The organism is Klebsiella grimontii (genome assembly GCF_042137965.1).
Classification (GTDB): domain Bacteria; phylum Pseudomonadota; class Gammaproteobacteria; order Enterobacterales; family Enterobacteriaceae; genus Klebsiella; species Klebsiella grimontii.
The window spans coordinates 1,674,525-1,700,465 of sequence record NZ_CP169721.1 but is presented as its reverse complement, the minus strand read 5'-3'; the positions used below and the strand labels follow the sequence as shown (position 1 = coordinate 1,700,465).

General features: G+C 47.7%; 22 protein-coding genes and 1 tRNA gene. 13 read left to right on the top strand and 10 right to left on the bottom strand.

The features are described 5' to 3' along the window. The first annotated feature begins 8 nt into the window (after nucleotides 1-8). Genes ACE3MN_RS08170 through yejF form a run of 3 tightly spaced genes read left to right on the top strand, consistent with a single transcriptional unit; the run spans nucleotide 9 to nucleotide 3,719 of the window. Nucleotides 9-1,103 carry a microcin C ABC transporter permease YejB gene (locus ACE3MN_RS08170; protein ID WP_064343003.1) on the top strand — a complete coding sequence of 365 codons (1,095 nt, stop codon included), beginning with the start codon at nucleotides 9-11 and terminating at the stop codon, nucleotides 1,101-1,103. Beyond that, on the top strand, nucleotides 1,103-2,128 hold the full coding sequence (locus ACE3MN_RS08165; protein ID WP_004132447.1) for an ABC transporter permease: 1,026 nt from the start codon (nucleotides 1,103-1,105) through the stop codon (nucleotides 2,126-2,128). The genes ACE3MN_RS08170 and ACE3MN_RS08165 overlap by 1 nt, the downstream gene beginning before the upstream one ends. Nucleotide 2,129: 1 nt before the next feature. After that, entirely contained in the window at nucleotides 2,130-3,719 is a 1,590-nt protein-coding gene (gene yejF / locus ACE3MN_RS08160) for a microcin C ABC transporter ATP-binding protein YejF (RefSeq protein ID WP_049088484.1), read from the top strand. Nucleotides 3,720-3,722: 3 nt separating this feature from the next. Here yejF and ACE3MN_RS08155 read toward each other — a convergent pair whose 3' ends face one another. From ACE3MN_RS08155 to rsuA, 3 genes are all read right to left on the bottom strand, one after another. Then, the gene (locus ACE3MN_RS08155; RefSeq protein WP_004133916.1) at nucleotides 3,723-4,067 is read right to left on the bottom strand and encodes a YejG family protein; all 345 of its coding nucleotides are present in this window, start codon (nucleotides 4,065-4,067) and stop codon (nucleotides 3,723-3,725) included. 330 nt (nucleotides 4,068-4,397) lie between these two features. Continuing rightward, nucleotides 4,398-5,594: a Bcr/CflA family multidrug efflux MFS transporter gene (locus tag ACE3MN_RS08150; RefSeq protein WP_004122939.1), complete on the bottom strand. Its 1,197-nt coding sequence runs from the start codon at nucleotides 5,592-5,594 to the stop codon at nucleotides 4,398-4,400. Beyond that, a complete protein-coding gene (rsuA, locus tag ACE3MN_RS08145) occupies nucleotides 5,591-6,310 on the bottom strand; it encodes a 16S rRNA pseudouridine(516) synthase RsuA (protein ID WP_102649891.1) in 720 nt (239 codons plus the stop codon). Before rsuA ends, ACE3MN_RS08150 begins: the two co-directional genes overlap by 4 nt. 147 nt (nucleotides 6,311-6,457) lie before the next feature. Between rsuA and ACE3MN_RS08140 the strand changes: the two genes are divergently transcribed. After that, a complete protein-coding gene (locus ACE3MN_RS08140; protein ID WP_004133912.1) occupies nucleotides 6,458-8,215 on the top strand; it encodes a DEAD/DEAH box helicase in 1,758 nt (585 codons plus the stop codon). 137 nt (nucleotides 8,216-8,352) lie between these two features. Then, nucleotides 8,353-8,637, top strand: a complete 285-nt coding sequence (gene rplY, locus ACE3MN_RS08135) for a 50S ribosomal protein L25 (protein WP_004122948.1) — start codon at nucleotides 8,353-8,355, stop codon at nucleotides 8,635-8,637. A gap of 61 nt (nucleotides 8,638-8,698) precedes the next feature. On the opposite strand, the gene ACE3MN_RS08130 is transcribed toward rplY, so the two are convergent. Next, the gene (locus ACE3MN_RS08130; protein WP_004133905.1) at nucleotides 8,699-9,292 is read right to left on the bottom strand and encodes an NUDIX domain-containing protein; all 594 of its coding nucleotides are present in this window, start codon (nucleotides 9,290-9,292) and stop codon (nucleotides 8,699-8,701) included. An 80-nt stretch (nucleotides 9,293-9,372) separates the two neighbouring features. Here ACE3MN_RS08130 and ACE3MN_RS08125 point away from each other — a divergent pair, with 80 nt between their 5' ends. After that, nucleotides 9,373-10,131, top strand: a complete 759-nt coding sequence (locus tag ACE3MN_RS08125) for a DeoR/GlpR family DNA-binding transcription regulator (protein WP_004133903.1) — start codon at nucleotides 9,373-9,375, stop codon at nucleotides 10,129-10,131. Nucleotides 10,132-10,181: 50 nt separating this feature from the next. Here the strand turns inward: ACE3MN_RS08125 and yejK are convergent, their stop codons facing one another. Further along, entirely contained in the window at nucleotides 10,182-11,189 is a 1,008-nt protein-coding gene (yejK, locus tag ACE3MN_RS08120) for a nucleoid-associated protein YejK (protein ID WP_004122954.1), read from the bottom strand. Nucleotides 11,190-11,367: 178 nt separating this feature from the next. Here yejK and ACE3MN_RS08115 point away from each other — a divergent pair, with 178 nt between their 5' ends. The 4 genes from ACE3MN_RS08115 to ACE3MN_RS08100 all read left to right on the top strand — a co-directional run bounded on the left by ACE3MN_RS08115 (nucleotide 11,368) and on the right by ACE3MN_RS08100 (nucleotide 15,001). Further along, nucleotides 11,368-11,595 carry a YejL family protein gene (locus ACE3MN_RS08115; protein WP_004133900.1) on the top strand — a complete coding sequence of 76 codons (228 nt, stop codon included), beginning with the start codon at nucleotides 11,368-11,370 and terminating at the stop codon, nucleotides 11,593-11,595. Between the two features lie 19 nt (nucleotides 11,596-11,614). Beyond that, nucleotides 11,615-13,375, top strand: coding sequence for an LPS biosynthesis-modulating metalloenzyme YejM (gene yejM / locus ACE3MN_RS08110; protein ID WP_004133897.1), 1,761 nt, complete (start codon nucleotides 11,615-11,617; stop codon nucleotides 13,373-13,375). A gap of 77 nt (nucleotides 13,376-13,452) precedes the next feature. Continuing rightward, nucleotides 13,453-13,529: transfer RNA gene (locus ACE3MN_RS08105), tRNA-Pro, on the top strand. Between the two features lie 206 nt (nucleotides 13,530-13,735). Beyond that, nucleotides 13,736-15,001, top strand: a complete 1,266-nt coding sequence (locus ACE3MN_RS08100; RefSeq protein WP_047730231.1) for an integrase domain-containing protein — start codon at nucleotides 13,736-13,738, stop codon at nucleotides 14,999-15,001. Nucleotides 15,002-15,168: 167 nt separating this feature from the next. Here the strand turns inward: ACE3MN_RS08100 and ACE3MN_RS08095 are convergent, their stop codons facing one another. From ACE3MN_RS08095 to hxsD, 5 genes are read right to left on the bottom strand one after another with little or no spacing between them, the layout of a single operon-like run. Beyond that, the gene (locus ACE3MN_RS08095; RefSeq protein ID WP_080346909.1) at nucleotides 15,169-18,426 is read right to left on the bottom strand and encodes an AAA family ATPase; all 3,258 of its coding nucleotides are present in this window, start codon (nucleotides 18,424-18,426) and stop codon (nucleotides 15,169-15,171) included. Between the two features lie 44 nt (nucleotides 18,427-18,470). Continuing rightward, nucleotides 18,471-19,106, bottom strand: a complete 636-nt coding sequence (hxsA, locus tag ACE3MN_RS08090) for a His-Xaa-Ser repeat protein HxsA (RefSeq protein ID WP_071845382.1) — start codon at nucleotides 19,104-19,106, stop codon at nucleotides 18,471-18,473. Next, the gene (gene hxsC, locus ACE3MN_RS08085) at nucleotides 19,103-20,215 is read right to left on the bottom strand and encodes a His-Xaa-Ser system radical SAM maturase HxsC (protein ID WP_375364338.1); all 1,113 of its coding nucleotides are present in this window, start codon (nucleotides 20,213-20,215) and stop codon (nucleotides 19,103-19,105) included. Before hxsC ends, hxsA begins: the two co-directional genes overlap by 4 nt. Continuing rightward, the gene (gene hxsB, locus ACE3MN_RS08080; protein ID WP_109141342.1) at nucleotides 20,208-21,596 is read right to left on the bottom strand and encodes a His-Xaa-Ser system radical SAM maturase HxsB; all 1,389 of its coding nucleotides are present in this window, start codon (nucleotides 21,594-21,596) and stop codon (nucleotides 20,208-20,210) included. The genes hxsC and hxsB overlap by 8 nt, the downstream gene beginning before the upstream one ends. Next, complete coding sequence (hxsD, locus tag ACE3MN_RS08075) at nucleotides 21,596-21,868, bottom strand: His-Xaa-Ser system protein HxsD (protein WP_023279391.1); 273 nt, start codon at nucleotides 21,866-21,868, stop codon at nucleotides 21,596-21,598. Before hxsD ends, hxsB begins: the two co-directional genes overlap by 1 nt. Nucleotides 21,869-22,552: 684 nt before the next feature. Here hxsD and ACE3MN_RS08070 point away from each other — a divergent pair. From ACE3MN_RS08070 to ACE3MN_RS08060, 3 genes are all read left to right on the top strand, one after another. Beyond that, the gene (locus ACE3MN_RS08070) at nucleotides 22,553-23,065 is read left to right on the top strand and encodes a hypothetical protein (RefSeq protein ID WP_001063576.1); all 513 of its coding nucleotides are present in this window, start codon (nucleotides 22,553-22,555) and stop codon (nucleotides 23,063-23,065) included. A 471-nt stretch (nucleotides 23,066-23,536) separates the two neighbouring features. Continuing rightward, nucleotides 23,537-24,631, top strand: a complete 1,095-nt coding sequence (locus ACE3MN_RS08065) for a nucleoid-associated protein (RefSeq protein ID WP_000157695.1) — start codon at nucleotides 23,537-23,539, stop codon at nucleotides 24,629-24,631. Then, complete coding sequence (locus ACE3MN_RS08060; RefSeq protein ID WP_375364337.1) at nucleotides 24,624-25,868, top strand: hypothetical protein; 1,245 nt, start codon at nucleotides 24,624-24,626, stop codon at nucleotides 25,866-25,868. Before ACE3MN_RS08065 ends, ACE3MN_RS08060 begins: the two co-directional genes overlap by 8 nt. The last annotated feature ends 73 nt before the right edge of the window (nucleotides 25,869-25,941 follow it).

The following is a 25,941-nucleotide window of genomic DNA, read 5'->3' as shown; positions in this document are numbered from 1 at the left end:
GAATTAAGATGGGTGCATATCTGCTCCGCCGACTACTGCTCATCATCCCCACCCTATGGGCGATTATCACCATTAACTTTTTTATTGTGCAGATCGCGCCCGGCGGCCCGGTCGATCAGGCGATTGCGGCGATTGAGTTCGGCGATCGCGGCGGCTTGCCCGGCGCCGGTGACGGCGGGATGGGCGCCAGCCATGCGCGTACCGGCGTCAGCAACATCAGCGATGGGCACTATCGCGGCGGGCGCGGGCTGGACCCGGAAGTGATTGCCGAGATAACCCACCGCTACGGCTTTGATAAGCCTCTGCACGAGCGCTATTTTAAAATGCTCGGAGATTACCTGCGCTTTGATTTTGGCGATAGCCTGTTTCGTAGCTCATCGGTACTGCAGCTGATTAAAGACAGCCTGCCGGTCTCTATCACCCTGGGCTTATGGAGTACGCTCATTATCTATCTGGTGTCGATTCCGCTGGGGATCCGTAAAGCGGTCAGCAACGGCAGCCATTTTGACGTCTGGAGCAGTACGCTGATTATTATCGGCTATGCGATCCCAGCGTTCCTGTTCGCCATTTTGCTGATCGTTATCTTTGCCGGCGGCAGCTATTTCGATCTCTTTCCGCTGCGCGGGCTGGTGTCCGCCAACTTCGACAGCCTGCCGTGGTACCAAAAAATCCTCGACTATCTCTGGCATATCACCCTACCGGTGCTGGCAACGGTGATCGGCGGTTTTGCCGCCCTCACGATGCTGACCAAAAACAGCTTTCTTGATGAGATCCGCAAGCAGTACGTGGTTACCGCCCGCGCCAAGGGGGTAAGCGAAAAGCAGATCCTCTGGGGACACGTGTTTCGTAACGCGATGCTGCTGGTGATCGCCGGTTTCCCGGCTACCTTTATCAGCATGTTTTTTACCGGCTCGCTGCTGATTGAAGTGATGTTCTCGCTTAACGGACTGGGGCTGCTGGGCTATGAAGCCACCGTATCTCGCGATTACCCGGTCATGTTCGGCACGCTGTATATTTTTACCCTGATTGGCCTGCTGCTGAATATCATCAGCGATATCAGCTATACGCTGGTCGATCCGCGTATCGATTTTGAGGGCCGCTAATGTCATTTTTTAGTCCCGTCAATCAGGCCCGCTGGGCGCGTTTTCGCCACAACCGCCGCGGCTACTGGTCGCTATGGATCTTTTTAGCGCTTTTCGCCTGTAGCCTGTGCGCCGAGCTGATTGCTAACGATAAGCCGCTACTCGTCCAGTACCGCGGCAGCCTCTACGTCCCGCTCCTGAAAAACTACAGCGAGACCACCTTCGGCGGCAGCTTTGCCACCGCCGCCGACTATCAGGACCCGTGGCTGCAAAAGCGGCTGGACGATAACGGCTGGGCCCTGTGGGCGCCGGTTCGGTTCGGCGCGACGACCATAAATTTCGCCACCGATGCGCCCTTCCCTTCGCCGCCGTCAGCCCAGAACTGGCTTGGCACCGATGCCAACGGCGGGGACGTGCTGGCGCGAATTCTGTACGGTACGCGCATTTCCATTCTCTTTGGTCTGCTGCTGACCTTCTTCTCCAGCGTGCTGGGCGTGATGGCCGGCGCCGTTCAGGGCTATTACGGTGGAAAGATTGACCTCTGGGGACAGCGGTTTATCGAGGTATGGTCGGGAATGCCGACGCTGTTTCTGATTATCCTGCTCTCAAGCGTTGTGCAGGCCAACTTCTGGTGGCTGCTGGCCATTACCGTGCTGTTCGGCTGGATGACGCTGGTCGGCGTCGTCCGCGCCGAGTTCCTGCGCACCCGTAACTATGATTATATCCGCGCCGCGCAGGCGCTTGGCGTCAGCGATCGCGCGATTATTCTGCGCCATATGCTGCCTAACGCCATGGTCGCCACCCTGACCTTCCTGCCGTTCATTCTGTGCAGTTCGATAACCACCCTGACCTCGCTCGATTTTCTCGGCTTTGGCCTGCCGCTGGGCTCTCCTTCGCTGGGTGAACTGCTGTTGCAGGGTAAAAACAACCTTCAGGCGCCCTGGCTGGGCATCGCCGCCTTTCTGTCGGTGGCGGTGCTGCTGACGTTATTGATTTTTATTGGTGAGGCGGTTCGCGATGCCTTTGACCCAAGCAAGGCGGTGTAGCATGACGCAACCTCTGTTAGATATCGATAACCTCTCCATCGCCTTTCGCCAGCAGGGAGAAACCACCTCCGTCGTCAGCGAACTGTCGCTGCAGATTGCCGTCGGCGAGACCCTGGCGCTGGTCGGCGAGTCCGGCTCCGGTAAGAGCGTAACCGCGCTATCGGTGCTGCGGCTGCTCCCGTCGCCGCCGGTCAGCTATCCCACCGGCGATATCCGCTTTCACGGTCAGTCGCTGCTGCACGCGGATGAGCGCACCCTGCGCGGCGTGCGCGGTAACCGCATCGCGATGATCTTCCAGGAGCCGATGGTTTCGCTTAATCCGCTACATACCCTGGAAAAACAGCTGTACGAAGTGCTCTCCTTGCATCGCGGGATGCGCAAAGAAGCGGCGCGCGGAGAAATCCTCGACTGCCTGGAGCGCGTCGGGATCCGCAATGCGCCCCGGCGGCTGGCCGACTATCCGCATCAGCTGTCCGGCGGCGAGCGCCAGCGGGTGATGATCGCCATGGCGCTATTGACCCGCCCGGAGCTGCTTATCGCCGACGAACCCACTACCGCGCTGGACGTCTCGGTGCAGGCGCAAATCCTCACGCTACTGCGCGAGCTGAAGCAAGAGTTAAATATGGGGCTGCTGTTTATCACCCATAACCTGAGCATCGTTCGTCAGCTCGCCGATCGCGTCGCGGTGATGCAGAACGGCCGCTGCGTCGAACAAAACGGCTGCCAGGCGCTGTTTTCCGCCCCCGAACACCCTTATACCCGCCGCCTGCTGGACAGCGAGCCGTCGGGCGATCCCGTCCCGCTCGCGCCCGATGCGCCGGTATTACTGCGGGCGGAAAACCTGAGTATCGCCTTCCCGATACGTAAAGGTCTGCTGCGGCGGGTTGTCGATCATAACCGCGTCGTTAACGCCGTCAGCTTTCATTTGCGTGCGGGAGAAACGCTGGGGCTGGTCGGCGAGTCAGGATCGGGCAAAAGCACCACCGGGCTGGCGCTTCTGCGTCTGATTCATTCCGCTGGCGCGATCGCCTTTGACGGTGAGGCGCTTCAGGGACGTAACCGTCAGCAAATGCTGCCGCTGCGTCGCCGCATGCAGGTGGTGTTTCAGGACCCTAACTCATCGTTAAACCCGCGGCTCAACGTGCTGCAAATTATTGAAGAGGGACTGCGCGTTCATCAGCCAACGCTCACGCCCGCCGAACGGGAACAGGCGGTGATTCAGGCGATGCAGGAGGTAGGTCTCGATCCGCAATCACGGCATCGTTACCCTGCCGCCTTCTCCGGCGGCCAGCGTCAGCGCATCGCTATCGCCAGGGCGCTGGTCGTCAAACCGCAGCTTATTGTGCTGGATGAGCCCACCTCATCGCTGGATAAAACCGTGCAGGCGCAAATCCTCGCGCTGCTGAAGGCGTTACAGCAAAAGCATCAGCTGGCCTATATTTTTATCAGCCATGATTTACGCGTCGTACGGGCGCTGTGTCATCAGGTGATGGTGCTGCGGCAGGGAGAAGTCGTCGAGCAGGGTGAGTGCGAGCGCGTATTTACCGCTCCGCAGCAGGAGTATACCCGTCAGCTGCTGGCGTTGAGCTGACGGTCAGAAGGGGTTGTTGCCGGAGAAGGGTTCAGCAATCGCCACGCCGAAATTTTTCAGGCGACAGGTCGCGGCAAATTCGTCCTGACGGTTAACAAACAGGCACGGTTCCCCTTCACATTCCACGACAGAACTGTCGACCTCGATGTCGCTAAGGGCCTGGCTGAGTTTATGCATGACCGGCCACGCGCTTTCGCCATCGGGGCTGAGTAGTTTCAACGCCACGAGGCTGTTTTCACTCTGCGAGCCGTTTTGCGGAATCGGTTCAACTCTTGAACCTGCAAAACCGGCCAGCCAGCGATAGCTCTGCGGCAGACGGTGTACGATAGAGAGTTGCAGTGTATTCACGTGTTTACCCCGGAAGCAAAATACTTCACAATAATTTTACATCAATACTAACACATTATTGACAACTAGTCCTGATCCTGCACAGAAAACGCTTACACCAGTGGCATAGCCGTGTTATTGGTTTGTAATGTAAAAGTTTATAATTGTGCAGGTGGAACATCTTCGGGCTATATGTACCCGTTTCTGTGATCTAAAACAACTTTTTTATCGCAATCATGCGACTTTTAGAGCGATTTGATTTTACATAAAATAAACAAATTACTGAACTGAGAAGCCGGCTTCGGTTGATATGCATCAAAAAAAGGGGCGATATCGCCCCCTGAAAGTCGCTTAGCGCGCGGCTTTGCGCCGTCGGCTGGCGTAGAGATAAAAGAGGATGGAGCTGCTGGCGCAGAAGGCGATGGAAATCAGCATTGGCCAGGCGGTGGTAAACGTTGCCATCGATAGCAGCGCGCCGACAATGGCGCCAATGCCGAAACGGAAAGTGCCTGCCAGCGAGGAAGCGGTCCCCGCCATATGCGGAAACTCATCGAGAATCACCGCCATCGCGTTGGAAGAGACCATCGAAACGCAGCCGATGAACGCCGCTACGCCAAACACCAGCGCCCAAAAACCCACGTCAAACAGCGCGCACACCACCATCCATACCGCCATGGCAAACTGGATCCACAGCCCGGCGCGGAACATATTCAGCGCCCCAACCCGCCGCACAAACCGGCTGTTGATCATGGTCATGACAAACAGGAAGACGACGTTCAGCGCAAAATAGTAGCCAAAGTGCTGCGGGGAAACGTGGTTAATATTGATATACACAAACGGGCCGGCGCTCAGAAATGAGAACATCCCGGCGAAGCTAAAGCCGCTTGCCAGCATATAGCTGAGCACCCGCTTATGGCGAAACAGGGTCGCGAAGTTGCCTAGCGTAGTACGAATGTGAAACTTCTGCCGGCGTTCCGGCGGCAGGGTCTCGCTAATAAAGAACGCGATCATCGCCGAGGCTAAGAGTGCAGCCAGCGCGAGGATCCAGAAGATCGCATGCCAGCTAAACCACACCAGTACAGCGCCGCCGACCATCGGCGCCACCAGCGGCGCGACGGTCGTCACCAGCATGACGAACGACATCATCCGCGAGAACTCTTCTTTGGGATAGATATCGCGCATCAGGGCGTTAATCACCACGCTCGCCGCCGCGGCCGCCAGACCGTGGAAAAAGCGCATGGTAATCAGCATATCGATAGTCTGCGACAGCGCGCAGGCCACCGCCGCCGCGGCAAAAACCAGCGTACCGCCAAGAATAACTGGCTTACGCCCTAAGCTGTCCGCCATCGGGCCATACAAGAGCTGGCCGAGGGCAAAGCCCAGAATATAGGTGCTCAACGTCATCTGCGCGCTGCCGTCCGGCACGTTAAACTGCGCCGCGATCACCGGCAGCGCCGGAAGATACATATCAATCGACAGCGGCATTAACATCGCCAGCAGGCCAAGAATAAACACAATCCCTAATGAAGAATTCTGCTTTGCCGTCACGTTTTACTCCGCGCATGTTGGCCGCCGACGCTGGCAATTTCATCTTCCGTCAGCGGACGATACTCACCGGGCGCCAGCGCCGCATCAAGCGCAATGTCGCCAATACGTTCGCGATGCAGGCCCACTACATGGTTACCCACCGCGGCAAACATTCGCTTAACCTGATGATAGCGCCCTTCGCTAATGGTCAGGCGGACCACGGTCGGGGTCACGACTTCCAGCACCGCCGGTTTGGTCAGCTCTTTCTCATTATGCAGCTGAACGCCTTTGGCAAACTGCTCGGCGGTCGTCTCGTCAACCGGGTTTTCCAGCGTCACCAGATAGGTTTTTTCACAATGATGGCGAGGAGAAGTAATGCGGTGAGACCACTGACCGTCGTCGGTCATCAGCACCAGCCCGGTCGTGTCGATATCCAGGCGACCCGCGGCATGCAGCTTGTGCGCCACCGGCACGTCGAGGAAATAAAGCACCGTCGGATGATCCGGATCGTCGGTGGAACACACGTAACCCTGCGGCTTGTTAAGCATAAAGTAGCGCGGGCCGTTCTGCTGAACCAGCGTATTGCCGTCGTACTCGACGTCATGCTCCGGCAGAAGCTTGAAGGAAGTGTCTTTTACAATGTCGCCGTCCACGGTAACGCGGCTGCCGCGGATTTCACGCCCGGCAATAGCCCGGCTAACGCCAAGTTGCTGAGCGATAAACTTATCAAGTCGCATGAGATTTTTTTAGCCTGTAAGAGTGCTGGAGCGGGCAACGCGCCCGAAAAAGAAGAATTTCATAGGTAGTATAACGAGCTATTAACACCACTCAAGGGAAAAGATTCGTGGCATACTATTCGCGAGTTAATTAACCGCTATAAATTCATGACCTTTACACTACGTCCCTACCAAAAAGAAGCGGTCGACGCCACGCTCGCCTGGTTTCGCCGCCACCATGAACCCGCTGCGATTGTCCTGCCGACCGGCGCAGGTAAAAGCCTGGTCATCGCCGAACTGGCGCGCCTGGCGCGCGGTCGGGTACTGGTGCTGGCGCACGTTAAAGAGCTGGTGGCGCAGAACCACGCCAAGTATTGCGCGCTCGGCCTGGAGGCGGATATTTTCGCCGCGGGCCTTAAGCGCAAAGAGAGCCACGGTAAAGTGGTCTTTGGCAGCGTGCAGTCGGTCGCCCGCAACCTTGACCAGTTTCAGGGGGAGTTTTCGCTGCTGATTGTCGACGAGTGCCACCGCATCAGCGACGATGATGACAGCCAGTACCAGCAGATCATCAGCCACCTTCAGCAGGTCAATCCGCATCTGCGCCTGCTGGGGCTGACCGCCACGCCTTTTCGCCTCGGTAAGGGATGGATTTACCAGTTCCACTACCACGGTATGGTGCGCGGCGATGAAAACGCGCTGTTTCGCGACTGCATCTACGAGCTGCCGCTGCGCTATATGATTAAGAACGGCTACCTGACGCCGCCGGAGCGGCTGGATATGCCGGTGGTTCAGTATGACTTCAGCCGTCTCCAGGCGCAAAGCAATGGCCTGTTCAGCGAGGCCGACCTGAACCATGAGCTGAAAAAACAGCAGCGCGTCACGCCGCATATCGTTAGCCAAATCGTCGAGTTCGCTCAAACGCGTAAAGGGGTGATGATTTTCGCCGCCACCGTTGAACATGCCCGTGAAGTGACCGGGTTACTTCCGCAGGGCGAAGCGGCTTTAATTACCGGTGAAACGCCGGGGCCGGAGCGCGATCGCATCATTGAAGCGTTTAAAGCCCAGCAGTATCGCTATCTGGTCAACGTCGCGGTACTGACCACCGGCTTTGATGCGCCGCATGTCGATCTGATCGCCATCCTGCGCCCGACCGAGTCGGTGAGTCTTTACCAACAGATCGTCGGCCGCGGCCTGCGCCTGGCGCCGGGTAAAACCGACTGCCTGATCCTTGATTACGCCGGGAATCCGCACGATCTCTATGCTCCGGAAGTGGGGACGCCGAAAGGAAAAAGCGACAACGTGCCGGTCCAGGTGTTTTGCCCGGCATGCGGTTTCGCCAATACGTTCTGGGGGAAAACCACCGCCGACGGCACGCTGATTGAACACTTTGGCCGCCGCTGCCAGGGCTGGTTTGAAGATGACGAAGGCCATCGCGAGCAGTGTGATTTTCGCTTTCGCTTCAAAAACTGCCCGCAGTGCAACGCGGAAAACGATATCGCCGCCCGCCGCTGCCGCGAGTGCGATACCATTCTGGTCGACCCCGATGACATGCTGAAAGCCGCGCTGAAGCTAAAAGACGCGCTGGTGCTGCGCTGTAGCGGAATGGATCTGCAGCACGGCGCGGATGATAAAGGCAGCTGGCTGAAAATCACCTATTACGATGAAGATGGCGCGGACGTCAGCGAGCGCTTCCGCCTGCATACCCCCGCCCAGCGCACCGCCTTTGAGCAGCTCTTTATCCGCCCGCACACCCGAACGCCGGGCGTGCCGCTGCGCTGGATAACGCCCGCCGATATCATCGCCCAGCAGGCGCTGCTGCGCCATCCGGACTTTGTCGTGGCGCGCATGAAGGGGCAATACTGGCAGGTGCGGGAGAAAGTATTTGATTATCAGGGCCGATTTCGCCGGGCCAATGAATTGCGCTAATCCTCCGCGCGCCTGAGGTTTTGGTTGCCGCAAAAACGTATGGCAGCTATAATGCCGCCCGCTTTTGCATTCGCAAAGCAGATAATCTGCCTGCTGCTGGGTCGCCTGTAGCAGGATTTATATATAGAGAGACATCAATGTTTACTATCAATGCAGAATTACGTAAAGAGCAGGGTAAGGGTGCGAGCCGCCGCCTGCGTGCAGCTAACAAATTCCCGGCCATCATCTATGGCGGCGAAGCTGCGCCAGTAGCAATCGAACTGGATCACGACAAAGTGTGGAACATGCAGAACAACGCTGAGTTCTACAACGAAGTTCTGACCCTCGTTGTTGATGGCAAAGAAGAGAAAGTTAAAGCTCAGGCTGTTCAGCGCCACCCGTTCAAGCCGAAGCTGACTCACATCGACTTCGTTCGCGCTTAATCGCCGACTGAAAGTTGTATGGCAAACGCCCCGCTCCGCAAGGTTCGGGGCGTTTTGTTTATCAGGCTAACAGCGTTGCCGCATTCAGCGCCAGATGCTGCAGCAGCATAATCGTTTTCGCATCGACGATTTCCCCTTCGCCAATAGCCCGCAGCGCTTTTTCCAGCGGCCACTCCAGCACCTCGATATCTTCCCCTTCCGTCGCCAGGCCGCCACCGTCGCCGCGCCGATCGTCGGCAGAGTATTCGGCGATGAAAAAGTAAAGCTTCTCCGTCACCGAACCGGGGCTCATGTAAGCGGTGAATACCGGCTCAATCCGCGTGACGCGAAAACCGGTCTCCTCTTCGGCTTCGGCAACGATGCGCGCCTCCGGCGAAGCGTTATCCAGCAGTCCGGCGGCGGCTTCGATCAAAAATCCATCATGACCGTTAATCCACACCGGAAAGCGAAACTGGCGAACCAGCACTACCGTTTGCTTTTCGCGGTTGTAGAGTAAAATCACCGCGCCGTTGCCGCGGTCGTAAGCTTCCCGACTCTGCTCCTGCCAGCGTCCGTCCCGGCGCAATAGTTCGAAAGTATATTTCTTGAGCGTATACCAGTTGTCCGATAACAGCGTTTCGCGGATATGGCGAACGCGCGGTGCGTCAGCGTGCATGTTTTTCCCCTTTTAGGTGACAGAGAGCAACATAACATGCATAATCGTGCACAAACAAGATCAATCATGAAGGTGTTTTGATGCTCGCCAGCCAGAGAAAACAGCAAATTTTGCAGATCCTCGCCGAGGAAAAACAGGTGATGTCAGGGGATCTCAGCCAGCGCTTTAGCGTCTCAGAAGACTCCATTCGCCGGGATCTGCGGGAGCTGGCCGCGGAAGGCAAACTGCAGCGCGTCCACGGCGGCGCGCTGCCGGTTTCCGAAGCCATCGCGCCCATTGAAACAAGAAAGAGCGTGCAAATGGCCTCAAAGCAGACCATTGCCCAGCGCGCGGTAGAGCTCATTCAACCCGGCCAGGTGGTGATTATCGACGGCGGCACCACCACCGGAGAGATGGTGCGCCTGCTGCCGGCTACCCTCGCGTGTACGGTGGTCACCCACAGTCCGGGGATCGCCGTCGCGCTGGTGGATAAACCGTTGATCGAGGTGATTTTGATTGGCGGCCGGTTGTTTAAACATTCGGTGGTCAGCGTCGGGTCCGCAGCCCTGGAAAGTATTTCCCGCATCAATGCCGATCTGTTTTTTATGGGCGTCACCGGCGTTCACCCACGGGCGGGATTCACCACCGGCGATTATGAAGAAGCGGGGATCAAGCGCGCGCTGGCGACGCGGGCTGCCGAAACGGTGGTGATGGCGTCACAAGAGAAGCTGAACTCCGCGTCGGCTTTTGCTATCGGCGGGCTGGGTCTGGTCAGTACGCTGATCGTGGATACGACGTTAGACGAGACGCTGCGCCAGCAGTTAGCCATCGATGGCGTAGAGATCGTCTGCGCCGGATAGCTCAGGCCCAAGGCTAAAAAAATCCCGACCCGGCGTCGGGATTTTGCGTTTTAATTCCCGCCCGAGGTGCGGCGCTGCAGCTGATCGCGCAGGTTAGGCGGCGTGCCTTTAATGGTTAAGGTATCCGTGGCCGGATCCCAGAATACCCTCTCGCCCAGCAGCATCGCGTCAAAGTTAATGGTTAACCCGCCGCCGCTGCCGGCAAACTTGGTTAACTGACGCAAAGTGCTGCGATCCGCCGGGAAGCTCTCTTCCAGCTCGTAGCCCTGTTCGGCGGTAAATTCCTGAAACGTCTTCTCGCTGACGCCCGCCAGCTCTTTTGACAGCGACTCCAGCTCGATTTCCTCACCGGCCTGCAGCTGTTCATTGCAGTAGCTGTATACCTGCTGGCGCACGTTTTGACGCTCAGATTTATCCAGCTGCGCATCGGCGGCGAAATCATCCAGCGCCTGCAGCAGGCCGCGGTTCTGCGCTTTCGCGTTCAGCCCTTCGCTGGCGCCGAGGAAATCCATAAAGAAATCCGCCACCTTGCGCCCTACCCGGCCTTTCAGGAAGGTCAGATAGCGGGTTGACTCCGGGTTGGTTTCCCATTCGGTTAAATCAATACGGGCGACGATATCCGCGTGATTGATATCCAGATAATGGGTGGAGCTGATATCCAGCTCTTCGTTGACGCGCATGCTGCTTAAATTGTTCAGCACCGCCACCATCAGATATTCCACCGCCAGATAGCGATACTGGCAAAACAGCACGATTCCGCCTTCAGCAAAGGGATATTTTGCCAGTTCGTCGCGCAGGCGACCGGTAGCGGCGCGGCTGAACGGCAGGAACGCTTCTTCGCCCTTACGCTGCCCGCGCAGCGCCTGCGCCAGCTCGCTCTCTTCATTAAACAGGCCGTAGGCTTTATTTTTCGCGCTGTAGACACGATGCAGTTCGGCCATCATCTCCACCACCGTCGCCGTCGGCTCCAACAGTGACTCGCGCAGCACCAGCTCCAGATTTTGTTCATCACGTTTGATTAACTGATGCAGGGCAATCTGGTCGATATCCAGACTCATGTTAAACTCTCCTTTTAGACCGGGCGGTATTCAACCACCGGCGGGGCGACGACGCAACCGCCGCGTGACTCTTTGCGAGCGAAGCCGCGCGCTTTTGCGTCGCGGCGAAAAAATGCGGAAAAAAAGCTGCTGCTACGGTAATATGTTGCCCTTTCACGAACAAACAGATTTTGAGTTTATGCCGCAATTATCCCGCTATAGCGATGAACACGTCGAACAGCTGCTCAGCGAGCTGACGAGCGTTCTGGAAACACATAAAGCGCCCGTTGACCTGTCACTGATGGTACTGGGCAATATGGTGACTAACCTGATCAATAGTAGCGTCGCGCCGGCGCAGCGTCAGGCCATCGCCCGTTCTTTTGCCCAGGCGCTGCAGTCGTCTATCAACGACGATCCGGCGCACTAAGGATAACGAACAACAGTATATGGTGACTCTTCGTCAGCCCTACCGAGAAAAAGTCTCCCAGATGGTCAGCTGGGGACACTGGTTCGCCCTTTTCAACATGTTGTTGGCTATGGTGCTCGGCAGTCGCTATCTGTTTGTCGCCGACTGGCCAACGACGCTTGCCGGACGTCTTTTTTCGTACGTCAGCCTCGTTGGTCACTTCAGCTTTCTGGTCTTTACCAGCTATGTGCTGATCCTCTTTCCGCTGACGTTTGTCGTCATATCCCAGCGCTTAATGCGCTTTATCTCGGTTGTTCTGGCGACCGTGGGCATGACGCTGCTGCTGATCGACAGCGAAGTTTTCACCCGTTTCCACCTGCATCTTAATCCCTTTGTCTGGGAACTGGTGATTAACCCCGATCAGAACGAGATGGCGCGCGACTGGCAGTTGATGTTTATCAGCGTGCCGATCATTTTTCTGCTGGAGATGCTGTTTGCGACCTGGAGCTGGCAGAAGCTGCGCAGCCTGACGCGTCGCCGCCACTATGCGCGTCCCGTTGCCTGGTTCTTCTTTATTTCTTTTATCAGTAGCCACCTGGTCTATATCTGGGCGGACGCCAATTTCTATCGCCCGATAACCATGCAGCGGGCCAACCTGCCGCTTTCCTATCCGATGACGGCGCGCCGTTTTCTGGAAAAACACGGCCTGCTCGACGCGCAGGACTACCAGCGCCGCCTGGTGGAGCAAGGCGCGCCGGAAGCCGTGTCGGTGCAATACCCGCTGAGCGATCTGCGTTATCGCGATCTCGGTACCGGCTATAACGTGCTGCTGATTACCGTTGATAATCTTAATTATTCGCGCTTTGAGAAAAACATGCCGGCGCTGGCCGGGTTCGCGAAAGAGAACGTTAACTTTACCCAGCATATGAGCTCCGGTAATACCGCTGACAGCGGCATGTTTGGCCTGTTCTACGGTATTTCGCCGAGCTATATGGACGGCGTCCTCTCCGCGCGTATTCCCGCGGCGCTGATTACTTCGCTGAACCAACAGGGCTATCAGCTGGGCCTGTTCTCGTCCGACGGCTTTAGCAGCCCACTTTACCGCCAGGCGCTGCTGTCCGATTTTTCACTGCCAGCCGCGAAAGCGCAAAGCGATGAGCAGACGGCCAACCAGTGGATTAACTGGCTGGACCGCTACGCCCAGGATGAAAACCGCTGGTTCTCATGGGTTTCGCTCAACGGCACCACCCTTGACGACGGGCAGCAGCAAAACTTTGTCCGTCGCTACAGCAGCGCTGCCGGTGCGGTCGATACGCAAATTGGTCGTGTGCTGAACGCGCTGCGCGAAGCGGGCAAGCTGGACAACACGGTGGTGATCGTGACGGCGGGCCGCGGAATGCCGCTGAACCCGCAGCATGAGCAGTTTGGCTGGTCGCGCGAGCAGCTGCAGGTTCCCCTGGTGATCCATTGGCCAGGCACGCCGGCGCAGGAGATCGCGACGCTGACGGATAACAAAGACGTGATGACGACGCTGATGCAGCGTTTGCTCCACGTCTCCACCCCAGCAAACGAGTATTCGCAAGGTGAAGACCTGTTTAGCGCCGCCCGTCGCCGAGCCTGGGTCACCGCAGCGAATAGCGATACGCTGGCCATTACCACGCCGAAAGTCACCGTCGTGCTTAATCACAACGGCACTTACCGAACATGGAACAGCGACGGCGAGAAAATTAACGATCAAAAACCGCAGCTCAGCTTGCTGCTGCAGGTGCTGACCGATGAAAAACGCTTTATCGCTAACTGATTGATTATTTATAAATCAATCAGGCATTTCCCGGCTTGCATTCGCTTGGGGAACGGGTAATATTGTTCCCCACGAATCGGCACGTAGCGCAGCCTGGTAGCGCACCGTCATGGGGTGTCGGGGGTCGGAGGTTCAAATCCTCTCGTGCCGACCAAATTATCCCCAACGTTTTGTCTACTGAAGTCCAGACAAGACTATAAAAAACAGAATTAACAGTGGGTTGTGTAGACCCGCTGTTTTTCTGTTGTCTAGTAAAGTCCACGCTGATACAGTGAAATCCAACATTTTTAGGCATATCTTTAGGCATACAATCCATCGTGTCGTCTGAGCCATATGCCTAACCAGTGATTGGAGAATAATATGGCGCGTCAGACAAAGCCCCTTAACAACACCGAAGTCAAAAATGCCAAAGCGACTGAACGTGCCACTATCCTGTATGACGGGGATGGCTTAGAACTACTGGTGAAGCCCGGAGGCTCAAAACTCTGGCGATTCCGCTATTACAAACCTTTCACTCGCAAACGCGCAATGATTAGCTTTGGTGCTTACCCTGCTGTATCTCTCTCTGAGGCTCGTCAACTTCGTGAAGATGCCCGTCTTCTATTAAGCAAAGATATTGATCCGCAGGAACATAAAAGAACTGAACAGTTGCGGCAAAAAAGTGCCACAGAAAGCACCTTTGAAAAGGTTGCAGGAGACTGGTTTAAAACCAAAGAATCAGCGGGGCTGGCAACTCATACGTTAAACGATATCTGGCGTTCTATGAGTAAATATGTATTCCCACATATTGGCTCTATGCCCATTGCTAACATCACGGCTCAGCAGTTCATCGGAGCGTTAGAGCCAACACACGCTGCCGGAAGACTCGAAACGGTTAAACGTCTAAGCCAGCGTATCAATGAAGTGATGGATTACGCCCTCAATTCTGGGCTGGTATCTGTGAACCCCGCAGCACGAATCGGGCGAACATTCCATAAACCAAAGGTAAAGCATCGCCCTGCCCTTCCTCCAGAGCAACTCCCCCTTTTAATGAAAACTCTGGCATTTGCCAGTATCGGACGACAAACCCGCTGTCTTATCGAATGGCAATTGCTTACGATGATCCGACCAGCCGAAGCGTCAACGACTCGTTGGGATGAGATCGACTTTCACGCGAAAGAATGGCGTATCCCTGCTGGTCGCATGAAGATGAAACGTGAGCATATCGTTCCACTTTCTGAGCAAGCTTTGGCTATTCTGGAAGTGATGAAGCCCATCAGTAAGCACAGAGATTATGTTTTCCCCGGCTACCGGAATCCACTTGAACCTATGAATAGTCAGACAGCAAACATGGCGCTTAAACGGATGGGCTTCAAAGATCTGTTGGTGGCTCATGGAATGAGAGCGATTGCCTCAACAGTGCTTAACGAGAAAGGTTTTCCACCAGACGTGATTGAAGCTGCTTTAGCTCATATCGATACTAACGAAGTCAGGAGAGCCTATAACAGATCACAGTATCTGGAACAGCGTAGAGAGATGATGATCTGGTGGGGTGAGTATGTAGAAGCAGCTTCTTATGGTGGAACAAGTATGGGATCGATACCGGCCATAACACGCCTTACCCCCATGATGAAGAAGTGTTTATAAAATAATTATAATTAATTCATGCACTTACTAAAAAAAATAAATAATTTTGAATCTACTTTTAGAATACATTTCAAACGACATGCTAATGGTATTAGTTTAGAACTTAACGACTCGATTCAAACATTAAATTTCCGACTGAATCGAGTCGTGGGAATTCTTAGGCTGTTTTAGGATGCAGGTCTTTCAAATAATGGTTTCCACGGTTCTTTCCCCGCTTTGCTCTGGAAAAGAATTGGTAAACTGTTATTTGGGCAAGTTTCAGGTAATACCAATAGCAATCCTTGCTCATTGAAGCCCAGAGGTTTCTTGTAAATTTTAGTCCCAAGCTTTAAAGCTAACGCTTTAGCTCGGTGCATTTCATCTAAATCCTCCCAAAATCCAAACCCTTCTTTAGGAAAAGCGATACTTGTATTTTCGAGCATTTCCGAAACATGAATTTTATTAATTACAGAATGTTGTTTAAGAATGTTATTAACTTTTTCTTCACCCTCTTCAGTGCCAATGAGAGCGATAACTAACAAGGGAATCTTTAAATCTTTAAGATGACTTCCAATAGAATTTAATAAACCCTCTATTCCTTTTGAAAGAGTTTCACCGCTTCCAACAACATCATCCACCAACACTATAGCTTTGGGTGCCGGGTTTTCTAAGTCAATAGATGTTATTTTTTTGATAAGCGAATTTAAATCCACAATACAACTAGTCGAAATGGAATTAGTTTTAGCATACATTCGAGCATATTGCGTTCCACTTTTCCCTATACCATCACAAGAAGTTATGAGAATATCTGTTCTGCGATCGCTTCTTTTTATCATCGTAGTAATGCCAATTGTATCTCGAACAATTTTTGAATGTGCATCTTTTAAGAATGAATCTATCTCAAGAGGAGCAATAAATCTCAAATTATTTAATAGCTTGAACATTAATCTTTGTGAGAGAATATCTGGAACCTGTTCCAGCCAGGCTCTAATTCTTTCTCCATCAACTCTTTGCGAACGATATAATGGCCACTTCTCAACTAATTTTTGAATTTCAACAGAGGTAACATGAGCCTCATCTTCCGCTCTTTTTATCCCCTCTTCTAACTCATCGCCTAAAGTACTAGTAATGAGTTTATTCACACCAAATTCTTTAAGCCAATTTTCAAAGAGAGGGATGGTAAAATAAAACTCTTTGTTTTTTTCGTATATAATCTCTCTTCTTTGGAAATCAGATAGATGAGGAGCTATTTCTTGATTGAGTAGTTGAGAGCCATTAATGTTTTTTTCAATATCCTCAAGAGTTCGACTATTCTCTCGGATACATCTTCCAATAGAAACCAAAAGCCTGAGACGTTTTAATTCAATAACTTCAGTCTTTTCTCTCTCAAAATTAATCCCATCCTTCCATAGATGAGCAAAAGCATTGGTGTCTAATTCAGACAATAGAAAAACCATATCTTTCGAAACATCTGAAACAATGATCTCAGTATCTCTTTCTTTTATTGATGCATTAACTATTTTGGAACATAAGAGTTTGGTATAATAAGGGTGCCCATGAGTTAGATTGAATATGGCATTTATTGCCGCATCATCCCAGTTAATTTTTCCATCAACTGGTTTTTTAATGAGATCGATGTACTCATCCCATTCAGAGCTTCGAGAAAAATAATCAAGACTTTCCCGTGAAAATTTATTTAATTGATCACCTTGCGCTCCTATTATAAATGGCATTTTTTCGCCACCTACCAATATAAACGCCAAATTCTTCCTGGCTGCCAAGGTTCTAAGATTAGCGAAGAAAGTTTCTGCTAATGGACCAGATCGGTACATTTCTGGATGAATTTCATCAAATTCATCTAATATAATAATAAAGCGTTTTTGGGGAGATTTAGACTCTAAACTTCTCGCCATCATATTTAGATCAGCCAAGGATTCAGAGAAATCTGGGGTTTGCTGATAGGTTCCAGGAAAAAAATCGTGCAAAAAATTAAAGATATTTACGCCAAGTGACTGTAAAGTTTTCTGTGGTGAAGTTGAGCAATATTCTCCATACTCAAGATACAAACTATGAAAATCATTGTTTTCTATTTCTAAATTATTTGCAACAGCTTTTGCTAATGAAGTTTTACCTATTCTCTTCTGACCTGTAACATATGTTGAGGTCATTGGTGTTTTTAATAATTTATTAACTATATTACTTACCTTAGCTTTACGCCCAACAAACATATCTCCTTCAGCAACCTCAAGACTGTATGGTTCTAATTTCTCAAGCTCGTTCCAATCAACTTTTTCATTCTGCCCCTCAATACACATATCGTATATCTGGCTGTTTTCACTTCCAAATATTTCCTTCCAATTAATAGCCAATGTTAACTCAAGCTTCTTTGCAGGCTCGATAATATGTGCTTCTAAACAAACAGCAAACTCCCCAGGCCTGACATCTCCACACTTAATTTTCTCATTAGCAATTATGATATTTTCATCACCCCCGCAATCTATTTCTATATCAACATCGAGAGCAGTACTTGGACCTTTATTTATGAATGGAATGATTATTTTTAATTCTTTATCTTTCTGGTGAAGGGGATATCTTTTTTCTGCTGAGTTAGGTGGCTGCCTTTTTAGCTCAATAACGGCACCGCTCATTTCTGAGGAATTTTCTCTTATGCTATCCACTTCATTTTTAATTTTTGTGAGCAATGGGGTGGCATATTTTTTTGTAAAAAAAGACTTCGATTCATCGAGTAAAAAAGACAACTCAGAGACAATTCGTTCTAATTCCTCCAGACTAGTTTTATAGTCTGCGCCCTCGCTAGAAAGATGTGATTCAACAGCTTCAATTAGGGCCTCAATTTTTGAACGAATGGGTATAAAATTATAAACTTCTAAATAAGATTGATAAACCTTATGTTTTAAACATTTTAAAATCGTTTCTTTTTGTGTTAAGAACTCCTTTAAGTTATTTGGAACTTGAGCTAGAGGATTGTAATTAACACAAATTGCAGAGTGGATCTTTTTTATAAGATTGATTTTTTCATGATTTTGTTGCCTGTCAACTTTAAAAATCTTTAATATAGCTGGGGTGTAGTTTTCGCAAAGAGTTATTAGCTTTCTAATCATAATATTTTGCGTTTCATCAATCGGTATTAATCCATCAACTGATAAACAACGGATAAATATTATAGCTACCTCACTATGCCCTTGGGTCGCGAGTTCAACCTTGCCAAGAACCCGCTCAAAATTCGCTCCTGTGTATGATCCACTTATTGCACAAATGTTTTTCACGACCTCAACTAGAGCATTTCTAGCAGGCTCACATGCTGCTGAAGAATTTTCCCCTTCTGCCAGAAGTTCTATTTCACTTTCCAATTTTGCAATAAGAAAAGCCCTTTCCCCGGCCCCTAAATCACTGTTTTTTTCATCTACAAATTCATCATTAATCATTTTTAACCTTGCTTAAAGAAAGTTATAAGTTTAACAAGAAAAAATTATCTCGCCAAAATACTTAAGGAATTCAATAATTGAGCATCCAGCGTTTCAGTTGCAGGAATAGGTAATCCGTTCGCAATGCGGTAATTTTTCACAGACTGCCTCGTAGATGGTCCCATTATGCCGTCAATATTCCCATTGTAAAATCCCTTGTCCAGCAATGCGAACTGAACACGCATGATTAAGCGCTTACGCTTCTCTGTACCAGAAGTAAGCCCATTACTTGCACGGTTAGCTTCTGTAGTTCCAACTGAATTCGTAGTAGTAGAGTTAATATTGTCGTTAGAACGAAGCGAACGCACAGAGGAAGAGGACGATGAGGAACTTGTTCCTGAACTTGAAGACCCGGATGAACTTGGTGAGCTGTATGTTTTTGGATAATAAGGAGTGCTGCCACCATAGTACCCGCCGCCTGATGATGATCGGTGAGAACTATGGCTCCGATGGGAGCTATGACTGCGATGCCCTGCAATGTAGAATGGAACTTCGGTGTTAAGTGGTGCTATCACTAAATCATGTTCATTAAGAGTCATACCAGGCAAATCACTTGCTCCGGTAGATGAATCACTTGCCCATACAGAATTATTAAGTGCCAAAAATCCCGGAAGTAGAGCAGCAAAATTAAATTTTTTCATAAAATTGGTCTCGGTGGTTGATGAAAACGGCCTGTTGAGGAACTGAAATAACCAGCACAGGAAGACTTCTGAGTGCATTCATCACATTCTTTCGGATAGTAATTTTTCCAATCAGAGATCGACTGAGCAGCAAGCTCCCAGGCTCTTTCAGGAAGATGACACAAAGGATAATTAAAAATTGTTAGAGGTATGCCTGACCTGTGTGCAGTGTCTATGGCGGAGGTTATTTTCTCACTATAACTGCTGTGCTCAATGAAGATTGTTGACCAGTTCTTTCGTGCCCAACCGATAGATTCCAGCCCCATAAGGGAAATCTGATTAATGTTGGAGAACACTCGGCCAACGAACTCTACAATATCATCCAATTCTGTATAGTTAGCCAGTGTCGGAATAACTCTAAGTTCGATATTAATCCCTGAGTTTCCTGCATTGATTAACCCCTTAACCGTTTCATTAAATGCGCCATCACTCCCTACCAGATGATCATGCACAAGTGGTCTTGATGAGTAGAGCGGGATACCAAAGGTGATTTTGATCTTTTTGCTTCGCTTTGCCATTTCCTGAGTAAAGTTGATATCAGCAAATTTGCGTCCGTTTGTTAAAACATGCAAAGCAGTATCTGGTGAATTCTCGATGATAAAATCAATGAAGTGAAGGAAATCATCTCCATACAGCAAAGGTTCTCCACCGCTCACCCCAACTACTCCATTCAACCCAAATGAAGCGATAGCAAGAGCTGATTGGGTAAGTAGCCAGTCATCATTTGATTTCTTTGGTGGCTGCGAACAAAAGAGACACAAGTTATTGCAGCGTTCCGTTACTAAGACAGTATTATGATTGGCTCTGCGGGACAGAATAACGCGGATCATATTGCCATTGTTAATTACCCCAATATCTCCATCTTCAATTGACTCAAATAATTCAGTGCTAATAACAGAGTAATCAAAGCATGGTAGAATGGCATCATTATTGCTTTCAGCAACTACCAGCAAATTGGGCAAAAAGAATAAAGGGTTCACTGGTTTTTGTTTGCATAACCGATAGAACCCTGTGGGCACATTCTTTTTTGAAGCAAAATGAAAGATATCGTTCCTGATAACCTCAGACATATGCCCATCCTTTTAGCATCTCAGCCTTCGGACCACCTTCTGAGATGCAGTTCATCAGATACCTGAACATCCCCTTGTGATACTGACAAAACGTTGAACGACTCCTATCACCGACAGGCTCACCCTGTACACTTATGTTCTGGCATGGATCTGCACCGCAAAATGGTTGATATGCACATGTATCACAACCCGGCAGAGCAAAATTGAACGATGAACTCAACACTGCGTTATAGTAAGGACTCTTAGAAAATGATAGCGTTTTAACCTCACCCGCACTGAACTCCGTTTCAGGGTTCACCTTCTGCAACATACGGCTCTCATCGCTACCATATACTCGACCGTCATAATTGAAAAGAATACTGTTAAGCACGACACCGCTTGGCGACTTTAAATCCGCATAACCACTAAAACCGGGATTGAAGATCCTTTTCAGATGAATGGAGGCCGAATGTTCAACAACCCTTATCCCTTCTTTGTTGATCTTAAGAATTTCATCTATCAAAGAGGAATAGAAACTGAAGTATTCGTCCATAGAAAAGGTGAACGATGCTTTTTGTGCAAACCCATAGGGACTAACAGGTCGGATAAACATGTCCTTGAGGCCAAGAGATAAGTGAGCCTGGACAATCGATTCAGGGTGCCTGATAAGATCTTTAGTAACTGTAGTAACCGTTGCAACGCGATCAGCGCCTAAAGACCGTTTTATAGCCTCTACCCCTGACACTGTTCTACTGTAAGCAAGCCCATGACCAAGAATTCGATTACTGTTGTGAACAACTTCCTCACCATCAAGCGAAACAGAGAACGTTATGTTCCTGTCTCTCGACCATTCAAGCATATCCTCATTCAAGACAGACAGGCTTGATGCTACAACCATCTCAAAATCGGTGCTTCCCAGCGTTTCAACACATTGCTCATAGATAGACTGAATTAAATCGAACCGCAAGAGTGGCTCTCCACCCTGTATCTCTATCTTGTAAGGTGGTGTCGATAGTTTTTTGATAGTCGAAATGATATCAGGGATGAGATCGGGATCTAGATCATAACCAGAGGCGTTCACTGAAGCTCTACTGACCTGACAATACTTGCAGGTATGGTCGCAACGTAATGTGGGCACAATCATGAAAATTGGCCTGACCGCCAGTTCATTCATCAATCGTTTTGCAAAAGCAGAACTTAAAGCATAGGGAGTTATAGCCGATGAGCTTTCGTTAGCTATAAATAGCTTGCTTTCGAGTGCGTTTGATTGTTCCGCATTGATTTGCTCATCAGAAAGATCAAGCAGCTCTTGCTCATCAATGAAGTGATGAAAACCAGCGAGGTTGCTTATAAACACCTGTCCATTAGGCAATCTGTCAAAATTGAATGGCATCAATTCCATTACGAAAGCCTTTCATCGACACTGCGAAGCACTTTATGAACAATAGAATCTCTCAACGCCCCTGTTTTATGCTGTAGTTTTTCTCGCAAAGTGTAATCATTCAGCAGCCTCTCGAATTCATAGAAGCATTCGGGACTATCGTTTTCAAAAGAGATTGTCCACGAGGATATATCTTCACAAAGCTTCCACTGAGTAAGCGAAGTCATCCAGTACAGGCTATTACGTATAACCCATTCAGAATAAACATCTTTTTTTAACATCCTTTCGCACATTGCCATTGCCTCACAAAACTAATAATCACAATCAGCAACCGCTTTAAAGCGGATTTTTCCTATAGAAATGAGAATACACCATTTAACTAATATGTTACAGGATGTTAGCATCTGAATGGCGATTCCGAAAAATAAAGCTGCTATCCGATGATAATCAATAATGTTTTTTTGATTATCATATGCCACTTGAATTGGCAAACAGCTAAGAAGCTAACATGACGTTAAAACGCATGGGTTTCAAAGAGTTGTTAGTGGCTCATAGCATGAGATGTATCCCGTCAGTAATCACAATGCGAAAGGATTGTGTGCTGACTTAATCGAAGAGCGTGGACCAGTAGCGTTGGCACCATTGATGTCAGGGAAGCCTACACTCGCTTTCAATACGTTGAGCAACTTAGAGAGATTATGAGCTGTTGGGGGTGTGTATGAACATCTTACTTCTTATGAGAGGACAAGTATGGGCGCAATTCTTATCAACGCAAGCATAAGCTATAAGCGAATGATGCAGCAGTACCATTTTTCAGTGATTAAACTGTTGAAATTCATGAACAAAGTGTTTACTTAGTAGGTTCTAGTTTACTGATGGGATACATATCGTTATTTACTATAAAGAATCTGGTGGGTAGGAAAGCGATTAAGATGTATGGTAAGTTAATCTTCTAAGGTAGGCAGAGGGAACTAACATTGAACAATAACAAGAAAAAATATATTAGAACTATTGCAAGAGTAATTCTAAGTATCTTAGGCACTTTTTTCATTATCATTATAGTTTCTGCTATTTTTAACATAACTTTGATTACTGAATACCCCAAGACTTATTTGAGCACGACATTACTGATGACATCATCATTAACATATTTTGTCTGTTATATAAGAAAGTCATACAAGTATTTTAATGATTTTATTTTAGCATTATCTGCCGGGGTTGTAGCATTGGTTTATTTATTAACAGGCAGTAAAGATCTTGATCTATTACCTCCGGCTGATTTATTAGAAAAGGATAGACTCACATTCTTTCTCATAGTATTGAAATTTATGGTTATTGCCAACAGTCTTATTTCTAAAATCTTACTAACCTTCCATGATTTCTTAAAAGAACGAAAAACTGAAAAAGAAAGCTTCAAAAATTTAAATTTCACGAAAAGAGTTATATTATTTTACCGTAAATACTTCTTCAAGAAAAAAATCAAACAATAGAACTATCATCATCGGGATAAGTATTATATCAATCCATATAACACTTGCATTAAAAAAAGCAATAAATGTATTTTGACTACTTAATGTCATTATGGATATAAGATTTACAATAATAAAACAAAGGGTTTTTTTACTCAATTTCATATTCATATAAAACCTCTCTTTAATTAATTCATGTTTACATATATTAATTAGCATTAAATTATCAATTATTCAAATATTTGTTCTGAAACTTAAAATCATGAAAATAGATTAAATTAACATAATATTCCTTAAGGTACTTATATCTAACTTTAATTTAATAATATGAATATAATAACTATCTATCCTTGTTAGTAAAATTGCCTATTTTGACCAAGATCATAAATTTTCACTATGTTATGTTGTTGATTTTCACCGCTATGATAAAATCCTTATCAAGGATGCACCTCTATATAACATCAATCAATATCAATGGGTTAGGAGTTAACATTGGCTTCTTTACAAGTTTTGAATGCTATAGCAGTTAGAATCACACCTCCTGAGGGCGAGCAGAAGGATTGGTCCTACAAGCTTGGTGCCCTTTGGCCATGTGATCAGGATGAGGTAATCACATTCACAACAAAAGTAGATGCAAGATTTCAAAGAAGCAGTAAGTCTTACGCTAAGTTTCAAAAACCTTATCCAGGAAGCTCTTTCCCCTCTAAGCTAACTAATTTTTTAGAGAAACGAACCTCATTTGAAGTTTTTGTAGATGACTTTATTCAAAAGAAATTAATTATCTCAGCGAAGCAATCCAGAGCAAGTAATGGTGCAATTCTGGTGTTTACTCATTATCAGCTTCAACATGAAGATGATGAAGGTAATATACATAAAGACTTTGAAAGGCTTTTAGTTTTAATGCTGAAAAATACAGATGCATTAAGATTTAAAGAAAACTTGCAACTAAATCCTGTCGATATTATTGATTTGGATAAGTTTTTACAGGGTGCAAGAGTTGATATAACCAGGTTCATGTCAGAAGATGACGAAGATGATGATAAAAACAACCTTTGCTTTATTCGCGGAACTGGTGATGTTAGGAAATATTTTACGGAATCAATAGGTGCCGAAGATATTATTTCAAATAAAACCAGTAGCGAACAATGCATTAAAGCTTTAGAAGAGTTTTCTCATCAAAAAGATTTTGGTCGTGCTTTACGAGAAAAAATAGAATCTAAGGTTCAAGAATTATTTAATAATTGCAAACGTGGTCAATCTATAACTTTAGATAAGATTCAAACGCAGATTGACGCAATAATCCCTGTAGATTTAGCAGAGCATAAAAATACCTTTGTCGATTTCGTAAATGAAAATGGTTTTGAAGTTAACGAAGAATTTGAAGTTTCAGCAAGTGATAAAAAACAATATGAATGGTTAGATATTGAAACCAGCATTGCTAAAATGAGTGTAAAAAAACATCAGATAGGTCTTCCTGGCTCAAATAGACCTATCGTTTTTGACGCAGAAACAAATGAAGTGAAACTGACTCAAAAAATTGATGATCCAATAATCATTGCTCGATTAAAAGAACTTGCAAATGAATAATCAAGAAATTATTAACCTCCTGCTTAAGGTCAAGCAAGAGGTTATAAAGACTGAGTTTGATAACCCATACCATGTATGGGTTTTTGATAATTCCTCTTATTCAAAGATAGAGGATGATATTACTCGTCTGCAAGAAATTGCCTGTCTAGAATTAGAAAAAACTAAACGAGCAGAACAAACAAAAGTAACGCTATTATTAACTACAGATATATGCTGGTATTCTTCTGTTGATGACTATTTCAAAGCTTTAAGGTTAAGAATAAAAAACAACAAAGAAAACATTGATGGCTTTTACATAGAAAATCTGCAACAAGAAGAAATTGAAAGCATTTCAAATTCATCAAAAGCATATATACAATGGTGTGAGATCTTTTCGAAAATATCAGACCATGTAGAATATGACGACTCCAATGCATGGCCAAGTTATATATTTGTAATGGAGGGTGGTAAATCTAAGAAGATAACGACTTATAATCTTCCATTAAAGAACATTGAAAAGGACTTCCTAAACTCAATTGATATTAGTCCATGTGATGTATCAACGCTAACAAGCGTCGATCTACACTCATATGAAAGAAAGTTAGTTTTAAGATCATCACTGATTGAACTTTACAATGATTCAAATGATAAAATTTCATTCCTTAGTTCAATATTACAATCACCTAAAAAGCTTTGGGATTTATTTTCAATAAATTATGAAATATATATCAACAAATATTCCATAAACAAAATAATACATGAGGTCGAAACGCAAAAATTAGACTTCCTCTCGAAGCTGAACTCACTTGTTCAGGAGCATCAGACTAAATCTTTATCAATTCCAGCCGTTCTGGTTAGCACCGCCATAATTAAAGGCTGGACACCTTCGGGTCTCTTACTTATCTTTATAGCGATGCTTCTTACATGTGCTGTTGTCATTTTAGGTATTCGTAATGCAAGAAATTCACTTGCAGATATAATTGAATCATCGAATAAAACAATGGTTCTTTTTACAAAGGAAAACGTTGATGAAAATGATGCTGCATTAACTAAAAAAATAAACCAGATTACAACAGATGCTGTTGAGAAGCTTAAAATTAAAAAGAGAAGTGCTGAAAAGACCTTAACGATACTGGAAGGTTTAGTTTTCTTCGGTGTATCGGTTTGGACGATGTTTGTATTGTATCAATTCAAAGATGACATAATTTCTAAAGCATTAACTATAATCCAATCAGTAAAAGACTTCCTTACTAATTAAGCAAGGGCTAACTCATCGAAGCGCTACGCTGCTTCTTCGAGTTCCCCTTGTTTTTTCCGCCCTTCGGTTGAAA